An 11,352-nucleotide genomic window follows, 5' to 3' on the forward strand; every position below is an offset into this window, starting at 1 on the left:
AGTGTGACTCCCCCAGCCTCTTTGATAAGAGTCCATACGTCAGGAATCTTCTCGAATGCATAAGCACCCGGTTTCGCAACCTGCCCGTTTATGAAGACTTTCTGACTGTTATATGATAGCACGGTAACAGCCGCCTGAGAAATCGCTGGGTCATAGTAGTGCGCGCGTTCGCCGATCTTCCTGGACAGCTCAGCAGGAGCCAACCCGGCAGCCACAATCTCTCCGACTATTGAGATCGTGATATTGCCATCGTGGCGAACTGTGACAGTCTGATCAAGTGACGGTTTCTGCCAGAACGAAATCTGGAGTATGTCATCCGGGCCGATCTTATACTGCGCAATGGCTCTACTCGACGCGGGCAGCAAGACCGCCAAGGCTAAGAGTATCGCCAACTTTGCTTTTGAAGAAAATATCATGGAGGCTCCTTATGTCCGTAACGTCGGCATGATATATCCAGTTTAGCTCATTGTAAAGAAAAAACTTCTGTCTATAATCTTAGATCGTCGTATGCATGAGCATCTATAACATCAAATTGAAGAATAAGTTGCATCTCTTTCTCATTCACTACCGGCACTTCCTTTCGGAGAGAGCCTGCTGAACATGCGGCACACGTTCTTACCCGATTTCTTAGCCTCCAGCAGAGCCATATCCGCGCAGTATATCAAGCGATCCGCCCGCTCTGAATCCGACGGAAATATCGCTCCTCCAGCCGACACCGCAATATCATGTTTCTTGTCGATGAATCGGCTTCTGAATTCATGGGAACTGACTTCTCCCCTCAACCTCTCCATGAACTGTTGACAGGAATCCTCGTCCGATTCCGGCATTATCACGCAGAACTCTTCCCCTCCGTATCTACAGACAATGTCGATTGAGCGCACAGAGTCGAGGAATAGTGCTCCAAGTTGCCGCAGTATGTAGTCACCAGTCTGATGCCCATAGGAGTCGTTGAACACTTTGAAATCATCGATGTCGAATATCGCAAGCCCAAGATACCTTGTGAATCTGCGCGCTCTGAGTATTTCCTCTGTCAGACGCTTATAGAAATACCGGTGATTATACAATCCGGTCATGCTGTCAGTGTAGGAAAGCTCCTCGATTCTCCTGAATTGGTGTATGCTCTCCAGAATCATTTCTACCGTCTGGCAAAGAGTGTGCGCCATCTCGCAATCATCCAGGCTGTACGGTTGCGTATCGCCTACACGTTTGACAAGTCCAAGCAATCCGGCCCTTTTCTCCGGCAGATTTACCGGCACGACCATTTCAGTTCCATGCTGGAAAAGGTGACGCAGATCGAAGTTATCTCCCGTCAACCCAAGCAAGTCATCTACCAGATAGCCACCCGGTCTGCGAAGCAGCAGATCAAACAGTGACGACTTCTCATCAATGGTCTGATCTGCAAGTTCATCAACCCCCTTGCCACTCTTATAGCGCATTCTCAACACCTTGGATTTCTCAGCAGGCAGAAACAGAAAACAGCACTCCGACTGGAAGAGTCTGCAAATGCTCGACACAAACGTGTCGAACAAGTGATCAGTGTTGTAAATTCTGAAAAGCTTTGCCGTAATTTCGAAATACTGCTTGTGCGCCTTTGAATCCAGGGAGACCGGGTTAAGATCGGACATCCCCGCCGACGTTGTTTGACCGACACCGGTCGCCACTGTTCCCGGCTGGATGAGGTGCCTGCCGGCAAAGGAGCAAAGGTTCAGAATGCTGTCCTTGAATTCTTCCGATTCAGCGATAGATCCTGAACCGACGAACAGTATCCCCTCGACGCTATCCGACTTCAATATTGGGTACGCCTGGTTAATGCCGAACTGGGCAACAAGCACTTCCGGCAGCGCATCGTCACAGGAGACACTTGTCACGTCGACGACATGCTTATTGTTTCTCAGCTCGTGCGCGAGTTCAGAAGTGACACCTAATGAAAGATCCTTGATCTCGGAAGGATCAATTCCGATTCCGGACATCACCCGAAAGCCACTCCCCTCGCTTACGCATACAAGAGCCGAATCAGATCCATAGACCGATGTGATCACCCGGCAGAAGTCACTCCACTTCTTGCGAACGCTTCCATCGCTTCGGATTATGTTCCGGATTTGTTCTTCCGCTCTTATCTGTAGACGCGTGACTTTCAACGATGATTTGTTGAGGAAACTGTTATATCCCCCCGCAATTACTCGGACAAGTAGCCATCCGGCAGCCCATATACCAGTTATGAGGAGGACACTGTTACTCTCGAGCCTCAAAAAGAATATCCCCACCAGAAGCAGTAGTGTAATCAGGGCAAACAGCATGTTTCACCTGTGAGATGGGTTTAGCTTAGCCTTTGCGAGAGTATCGAAACCTCTTCTTCTTGGATTTGAGGTCGTTCTCTCTTAGGATAGATCTGATTTTCCACCAGCCGACTTTGCCCTCAAAACTGTTCTCCGAATTTATGATTTTCTTCATTTCGGATACTGAGTAGAAAGGATCCTCTTTGACCAGTTCAAGCACTCTGCTTTCCAGGCTGGGCTGAGCTGCGACATGCTCATCCACCTTGTCAGCAATGGTTACCGGCTTGCTTACAGCAACTGCGGCAGGGGCTTCGGCTGTAGCTGCCGCACCTGCTTCTCTCAGTCTGCCCGCAACCGTCGATTTGGATGCTTCAACATCGTTATCTGCAGAATTACCGTTCAGTCTGAAGTCGTGCTTAGCTTTCTCTATGTTGTCAAAACAATGGAGAATCGAATCGAATTCCAGCAACTCGAAAATCTCGTGCACATTTGGAATCATACGTGCAAGTTTGATATCGCCATCGTTCTGCCTGATTTCTCTGATATTCGAGATAAATATGCCCCATCCCGCAGACGAGATGTAATCTACACCGCCGAGATCGATGACAATGTTAAATCGCTTCTGACCGAGAAGGGAATTCATCACCTTCTCCAACTCAGTGGCTGTCATTGTGTCGATAACGCCATCGACACGAACGATCGATATTTCCCCGTCGACACCACTTGTGTCTAATGATATCTTGATATTTTCCATTAGTTATCCACCTCAGTCGGACCACGGCCCGAGCCGTTGGCAATCTCCTTGGTTAACAGAAAGTAATCCAATGCGCCGTGCGAATACGGTGCAAATTCAAAAATAGTCTGAAACTTGGCCTGCGCCTCTTTGAGTTGAGTGTTTATGCGGATCTTCGTGGCAAAAACCAGATCGCCAAACTGGGACACGAGATGATCATATGTACGCTGAGATATCTTGGTCCGTCGATCGAAGAATGTCGCCAGCAGTCCCATGACATTCAGCGAGTGCCCGATCCGATCCTTAATTTCACCAATCAGTGTCATGGTCTTCTTAGCACCCTCACAGGCGAAGAAGTCCATGGAAACCGGAATAATCACATGATCGCAGAAATTAAGGGCATTTATATTAATCAGATTGATCGTGGGAGGACAGTCACATATTACGTAGTCTGATCCCTCAAGGCGACTAAGCACACGCTTCAGTCTCGTTTCACGGTCATCCTGCTTGGCAAGCACTAATTCTGACTCCACAAGACGCTTTCCGCCTGAATCGACAATAAACAAGTTTGGCCTAACCTTCTTGATATCCACCTCACCTATCGTGATCAACTCAGCGAGACCCTTCTCCGGATCAACATCGAATGCCATCGAAATGTTTGCCTGACTATCACAGTCAATCAGAAGCACGCGCTTACCCGACAAAGCCAGACAATGGCCGAGGTTTATGGCCGTAGTCGTCTTCCCGGTACCTCCCTTGGATGTCATGACTGCAATCTTACGCATGCTTCTTCGACCCATGTTCCTCAGCAGACATTTTCTCAGCGTACTCGTTAAAATCGAAACTAGAAGTTTCATCTTCGTTGTCAAGCGAATTCAGGTCAATACCTTTTTCTTCAGCCTTCTTCCAGGCGGACAAGTCGGCCTTATTAAACCTCGATTGGTCGAGAACGCGTTTGCCGGGACGAGTCTCGACAATCTGAGAAGCCCGCTCGGAGAGCTTCTCGACAAGTGAGAAAATCTGGTCTTTATTCGTCACTGTCTGATCATTTACGACAGCCTCCAGGAATTCCCTGACGTCCTCCTCAGCAAGTCCGGCACCCGATAGCCGTTCGATGAGCTCAGGAATCATCTTATTCCTACCATTGTCTCCTGCGGCGGCCGATGCCTTGACCAAATCAAGATACGCCTTCTTGTCCAGCTCCACTTTCTTCTGGAATCTCTGCTGCTCTTTTGCCAGCGTCTCCTTTTCTGCGCTGGTCAGAGACCTGCTCTCCCTGGCCACAAACTCAAGCCTGAGTCGTTTTGTATTCAGACGCAATCTGACAAGTTCTTCATACAGAATGTTCTCATCGACTTTGATACTTCCGTACTTATCATTGTCGAGCTCGGACTTCAAACGTGCCGTGCCGTATTCAGGATGTTCGCGTATTGCTGCCAGCAGCATTCTTCTATCCTCGAACGACAGCATCCGCGGAGTGCTGTCCACACGCAACTGCTTGTTGAGAAGCCCTTCGTCGCCGTACATATCGTAGCGCTTCCTGTACTTGTAATAGGAGGATGCAGAAACGCCCATCTCTTCGCAAGCCTCCTTAACAGGCATCCCATTCTTCTCAACAAGATCGAGCAGTTTCTTCCGCCGAGTAAGAAGATAGGCGTCAGCCATGATCTTCTCTTTTATTGCGACAAGCGTGATATCATCATTCTGTTCTGCGCCGCTGGTGAATTCGAGAATATCTTCATTCAGTTTCTCGGTGAATTCATCCGGGGTCAGCCGCGCATGATCCTTGATGAAATACAAGAAACGCTCCATGCCGTATTGATCTCGTTCAGGATTCATGGCTTCAGTGATGCCGTCCGTGTAAATCACAAGGATGTCATCCTTCTTGAGATTGACTGACTCCGACGATATCGTCTCCTCGAAATTCAAACCATCCGGAAGGGTTATACCTACAGGAATCCCTTTCGGATTAAGAAAATAGGTTTTGTCTTCTGCCATGCGATACAGGATCATCGGATTGTGGCCGGCTGAAGCGAACGATATTTTGCGATTGCGCGAATCGAGCACAACCAGGAATATGGTTACGAACATGCCCTTCTTGACATCGTCCGTAATGAATTCGTTCACCCGGCTCAAAACATCGACAGCCGACTTATTTCCACGTGCTTCCAGACGCACCGCAGTGCGGATCATCGTCATTACGAGTGATCCGGGGACGCCCTTGCCGGAAACATCGGCGACGATTATTCCCAGTGTCTCTTCATCGATCCAGACAAAATCGAAGTAATCCCCGCCAACATCTTTTGCAGCACGATAGATAGTCGAGATATCATAACCTTCTATGTCAGGGAACTGCTTTGGCAGAAGCGTCTGCTGAATCTCCTGAGCCACCTGCATTTCTTTCTGCAGGCGTTCCTTCTCGACCTCGTCCTTCTGTGCCTCCTTGATCTTGACCGTCATTTCGTTGAATGCCTGAGCGATGGCACTGAATTCATCGACGCCATCAACCGGAAGAGGTTCATTTGTATCGCTGGTGTTGAATCTCCTTACACCTTCCGTGATCTTTTGAATCGGTTTCACGAAGTAGTTGGCAAGCACATAAGTGGCGATGATGCCGACAATATAGCTGAGAATCGCTATAAGGAAGATCCCTTTGCGAGACTGAGTTATCTCTGATTTCCAGAACCTGTCGGACACACCTACGCTGACGGTGCCCAGCGACGGATTGTCTGGAAATATCGGTCTCGAGATATGATAGACTGCTGCCGAGTCATAAGTCACTTCCTGAATCTGTCCGAACTCCAGGTCAGAGTATCCTTCCGGGTAGCTGTATTCCGTGTATATGGAAGACGGGGCCTCGGTGCTGGCTCTGATCAACCCCGCACCGTCTGTGATGACGAGATAGACCACCTGGTGATTTTCGTTCTTGAAGTTCAGTGCAAGCTCGTCGAATTCGGGGTCTGATCGATTATTCATGATCAGAGGTGCGGTCTGACTCGAGATGGTGCCGGAGAGATTCTCGATATCGGACATGAAGTCGCGTCTGTAAGCGTCAGTGGTGCGAGAGTCGAAGTAGAAGTAGGCGGCCGTTACGATAAGAAAGAGAGTTGCCGCGGTCCAGAGAGAGAATTTCGCCCGAATGGTAAGCCCGGGAGTCTTCGGCAGAATAACTTTGGCAGGCTTCGGGAGTCTCTTGACCATCCGGAGTTGATTCTCACCCTTAACAGTTCGGTAGCTGACATCGTCCATTACCTTTCGGATGAGGTAAATTCCGAGGCCGCCTTTGCGCCCCGTCTCGATATACCTTTCCAGGTCGGGTGATCCGGCTGCGGCGAAGTCGAACGACCGCCCCGTATCGGACACAGTGAATACTATACTTCTCCTGGTGAGTGTTATCTGGAGTTTTATCGTCCCGGACGCATACAGGTATGCGTGCCGAATGACATTAGTGCATGCCTCTTCCACTGCGAGAAGGATACTGTCCACATCTCTCTTCGAGAGCGTGGTTTCTCTGCAAACCGTTTCGACATAGGTTTTGATCTCCCGAAGCTGCGACTCTTTGGCCGGGAATGTTACGAGAGATTCCTTTATAGTTCTGCCGCGCATTTGCGTCAATCCAGTCCGCTATTTGTCTCTTCTGAGTTTCGCCTGTCCAATGTTTGTCAAAGCTTCTCTGTTGCCCGGGTACTTCTCCAGCACTTTCTCCCAGGCGTCGATAGCCTCATCGTATTGCTTATTTCTGAAATAGCCAAGTCCGTCAAGATACAATTTCCAGTACTCAGTGTCTTGTCTCAGCTCATCGAGAGTGATTGTCTCGGCCTCCACTCTATCCATAATTCTGATGTATTCTATCGCAGTAGCATTGTTCTGATCCAGCGTGAGCACTTCGGTGAACAGACTGCGCGCCTGCGCCGTATCACCCTCAGCATAAGTCTCCAGTGCATCCCTCAGCCTCTGATCTATCACCATAAGCCGCTTTGCCCGTGCAACCTTCTCTCTCACGATCGGCAAATCAGGCTTCAGTTCCAACGCTCTGTTCCAGCTAACCACTGCCTCGCCATAGTCCTGTACAGAAAATCTGGCATCCCCATTCGATATGTGAACCTGCACACGGCGAGCGACAGCAGCGTCGATTCTCGCCAATCCATCCAGCGCCGCTACATTTGTTGAATCCAGCTTCAGTGCCTGATTGAGCTCCTCTCTTGCCTCTCCAAGCTTGCCCTCATTGAGAAGGCTCATTCCGTTGGCCACGCGATCCGTCACCATACTTCCGACAGCCCGCTCTCGACTTTTCTCTTCGATCTGGCTCTCCGTCTGCTCATTCTTGAGTTCACGAATTCTCTGCATCAGACGTATTGCCTCTTCATGTTCAGGTTCATATCCGATCAGCTGACTGCACAGCAATGATGCCGAATCGAGATCATTGCGACTGAACGCGTCGAATGCAGACTGCCACAGCCCATCGATGCGGGAGCGGTTTTCTTCATCACGGCGCTGGCTTTCACGCAATAGTCCTCGCTCAATCCTATGTTGCCTCTGCTCAGATACGGTTGGACCGAAAAACAGCGTCAATCCAAACCTGTGACTTGCTCCCAGCACATCGTTTGATTTGTACGCGTAATCAGCACCCAGGAGCCTGTACCTTATGCCAGCTCCAAAAGTGATATCCTCACGATCATATCCGCCTCGGACCAACATATACTTCATGAACATCAATTCCGCGCCGAAGTGCCTGGAAGCGGGCTGGCCCTCTGTTTTGTCGAAGTCCATCGCCGCTATCACGCCAAAGCTCCTTTCGGCGTTCATCCAGTTCACGGCGGCTCCGAATTTGATGTTGTACGGAATACCTTCTTCCGCCCGCAAGAGCTTCATCTTGCCCGCAATTACATCCTGAACATTCACACCGAAAGATACCATGCTGAACGGTTGGAGCAGCAGCCCCGCATCGATACTAGCTGTGCTCGAAGAGAAACCAGCCAGACTCTGATCGACAAGTTTGATGTTTGCCCCGCCATGAATCCAGCGGTAGATGCTGCGCGCATAAGACAACCAGTATTGACCATTGCTATAATCGTACGTCCCTAAAGGCCCATACTCATCGCGAAATTCGATGCCGCCGGTACCTATCTTCATACCGCCGACACCAATTGTTCCAAAGTCAAGAATCGGCCACGCTGCTGCGGCGAAATCGTAGCTCGTCTCTTCATAAAGCGTAACATGAGTCCATATCAACTGTCTGTATTCAAGCAATGACAGACAGGCCGGATTCCAGTAAACAGACGATACATCACCGGGAATAGCCGAGAACGCTCCCCCCATGCCAAGAGCGCGGGTTCCGGCACCGAGCACGAAGAGAGACTCGCGCCCTCCCTGCGGTTCTGCCTGCACCAAGCCTGCCAGAACAAGCGCAATCGCAAGAATCATCACGGCTATGCGGAACCTCTCCCTCATTTCACCACCGCTATCTTAGTTCTTGCATCTCCGCCCGACGCAACCTTCAAGACCGCAATGTACACACCATTATTGACAGTCTCTCCCCGGCTATTGCTGCCATCCCAAATTAATACGTTTCGACCAGCAACCGCACCAGCGGACCCCGAGGCGATTTCTTCCGAGAAAACCAGTTCTCCAATCAATGTGAAGATTTCCAGCGTGATATCAGACGGTCCTGCGAGGTAGTAGACTATGTTTGTGCTTTCGTTCCCTGCTGCGAATGGATTCGGGTAATTGAAAAAAGACGATTCGAGTTCCCGGGGCACCATACCAAAACCCGCCTTGAAGTAGAATGGCGTATCCCCAATCCCCGTTATAGGCACATCCGCACCCTCGATCCCGAATGTGATATCCGTTGCGGACATGCTGCTGCTGTCCATTTCGATGAAGAAATTTGAACCGGAGTAAGCAGAACTGAGTGTGAACGAAACTGAGATGTCGGCTGCCTGCCCCGCCCGCACAATAAGACCATCATCAAAAGCAAACTGAACCTGATTGCCGGCCAACGATCCAGCGGTCTGACTGATTCCATAATGCACAGATGCTCCCACGAGAAGATTATTTGATGCGATTGAACCATCATACCTATCCAAGAGACCCAGTAGCAGACTGTTGATGCGAATCTCGGATTCCGGATTCTCCGCCACCGCTGAAATGTTGAGCGTCACCGGCATAAATTGGTCACCGGGACTCAGCAAGTGGCCGGGAAAAGCGTCATATTCAACTCGCAGTTTGAGTTCCTCTTGCTGCACAGTGACCGAAATCGTGTCCGCACCTATGCCCACATCAGAGGGAAGTCCGGTATTCGAGTCTATGGGAATGTCAGTCAGTTCGATGATAATCTCAAAATTCCCTTCTGTGCGAGGCGTAGCCACATTCCACCCGACAACATCATCTATGGAGAAAGCTATAAGCGGTTCATCCGACGTTTCGAATCCGGCAGCATTCCTGAGTGAGAGACTGACGATTCCATATCCAGCGCTCGCCTGACCGTGATTCTCGAAGCCAGCGATTATGTGAAAGCCCTGTCCGTAGCTCAGAATACCATCAACGGCAGTCATGGGGGCATCAATCCTTGCCGAGAGCGAAATTGATGCAGGCGTCTGAATGCTGACTGCTGCAGTGTTGTCAATCGGAGAAAGAACCATCGCTTTCTGGCCGGTCACTACGCCGGTAGCTGACCTTATTCTTGCAATGAATAGCTCTGCAGGATTCGGCTCAGTCGATGCTGTGACATGGAATGTCACTGAATCCGCTTCTCCTAAGGGGAGTATGTCCAGCGACAGAGAATCCTCGAATGAAGATGTGCCATCTGTCAGCATCTCAATCCAGACCTCCGAGAGGTCTTCCTCGGCTTCGTTCGAAACTTTTACTACAACATCAAACTCCTGCTGAGTATTGATATTGGGAGTGTTGGCCGAAACCGCTGTGACAGAGTTCATCTGTACTGTCGTCTGCTGCAGGAAATCGATCAGATCTTCACCTAAGTTTAGAGATGCAGAGTTGGGATGGCCATTTTCGATGCCCGACAGGTCGAGGGTGAGCGAGTTTGTATCGAGTGGGAACGACGATGGTACAGACTTCGCATTGAAATGGAGCACATTCGTTCCCGGCGCCATGACAGAGTCAGATTCAAACAGGCTGAAGCGAATCTCATCGTCTCCAGAAGTGAGCCTTAACACTGACTGTTCCAGATCCAATTCAAGCTCCGCTTCCCCATTATTCAAAACTCGCAGAGTTGGCTGAATGCTTGTTCCTCTGAATGCCGTCGATGGCTCAAAGCTCTCCTCTTCAAACTGCAAACTGGATGGCGTCTGTATCGTTATCGAATCCGTCAGGACAATCTGATCCGAATAGTTCGATGATCCCTGTTGACCAATCAACTGGAGCTCCACGTCATATTGTCCCGACGCGAAGCCGCTGTCAATCGTGCTTTCCTGGAAGAAAAGCGTCACCGGTTGCACTGTCGGAGCAATCACATAGATGGGGATCGCCAGCTTGCTTCTGAATGTATCCGCATCCTCCGATATGAATCGTATGAAACTGCCTGTATTCAGTGTGATGTTCTCCGCTCCAAAATGCTCGACATCGCATGTGAACGCGTACGACTCTCCTTTGGTCACCACAGTGGGAGACAGCGATGATTCGGAGTAGACGAGATTCTGTTGAGTCAGGATTCGCACAGAATCGAGATAAGCGCTCGTATCGGTTATTGGTTGGAGATTGTACAGTCCCCTGAAAGATGATCGGAACCTGGTCCATCCTGGATCGAAGTCCTCGGGGATAATGCTCTTTAGTTCATAAGTGAGAGATGAGTTCCCGGCTATGTTGTCGGGCAATGGAGGGCTCACAGATATAATCCCCACACCGCCCTGCGAAGAGCTGAGCGTAATGGTATTTATCACCGCCGGAAGTGAACCGAAGTTGGCAATCGTTACGGAAGCAATCAGCGTATCACCTTTGAAGAGCTCAGTCGGATTGACAAAGAGACCCTCAATACTGGATGAATTTATCTCAACAGTGTTGGATGTGCCGGTAACGCCTGAATTCGACTCAGCACTGAAAGTCAGAAATCTCGCTTGACCTTCATACATAACCGCAAACTGAGTGAGATCACACACGCCATCAATGAAGCTCGACGCTTCATCGAGTACTGACGGTATCACCGTACCTGTTCCGTCCGGTCTCAGCGTCACATTGTCTGCAAATGCATCGAAGTCAACAGCGATGTTGCCGAACTCATCAAGCACGGTTATCGTCGCAGGGGAATCGAACGGGATTCCGACAATCTGAGGGGATGATATCAGAACACTGAACTCCTCGGCAGCAGCAGGCGACACAGTGATATCG

The 11,352-nt window shown here is 49.9% G+C and carries 7 protein-coding genes; all 7 read right to left on the reverse strand.

Annotated features, from left to right (window positions below):
• On the reverse strand, positions 1-416 hold a 416-nt coding region (locus KKH67_06505; GenBank protein ID MBU1318834.1), incomplete at its 3' end, for a polysaccharide biosynthesis/export family protein.
• Positions 417-557: 141 nt separating this feature from the next.
• Positions 558-2,297, reverse strand: a complete 1,740-nt coding sequence (locus tag KKH67_06510) for a GGDEF domain-containing protein (GenBank protein ID MBU1318835.1) — start codon at positions 2,295-2,297, stop codon at positions 558-560.
• Positions 2,298-2,322: 25 nt separating this feature from the next.
• Positions 2,323-3,030, reverse strand: a complete 708-nt coding sequence (locus KKH67_06515; protein ID MBU1318836.1) for an STAS domain-containing protein — start codon at positions 3,028-3,030, stop codon at positions 2,323-2,325.
• A complete protein-coding gene (locus KKH67_06520) occupies positions 3,030-3,794 on the reverse strand; it encodes a ParA family protein (protein ID MBU1318837.1) in 765 nt (254 codons plus the stop codon). The genes KKH67_06515 and KKH67_06520 overlap by 1 nt, the downstream gene beginning before the upstream one ends.
• On the reverse strand, positions 3,787-6,615 hold the full coding sequence (locus tag KKH67_06525) for a SpoIIE family protein phosphatase (protein MBU1318838.1): 2,829 nt from the start codon (positions 6,613-6,615) through the stop codon (positions 3,787-3,789). The genes KKH67_06520 and KKH67_06525 overlap by 8 nt, the downstream gene beginning before the upstream one ends.
• Positions 6,616-6,633: 18 nt before the next feature.
• On the reverse strand, positions 6,634-8,460 hold the full coding sequence (locus KKH67_06530) for a PorV/PorQ family protein (GenBank protein ID MBU1318839.1): 1,827 nt from the start codon (positions 8,458-8,460) through the stop codon (positions 6,634-6,636).
• Positions 8,457-11,352 (reverse strand): hypothetical protein (locus tag KKH67_06535; protein ID MBU1318840.1); only part of this gene is annotated, 2,896 nt, incomplete at its 5' end. The genes KKH67_06530 and KKH67_06535, both read right to left, overlap by 4 nt.

Source organism: Candidatus Zixiibacteriota bacterium (assembly GCA_018820315.1).
Classification (GTDB): Bacteria; Zixibacteria; MSB-5A5; order JAABVY01; family JAHJOQ01; genus JAHJOQ01.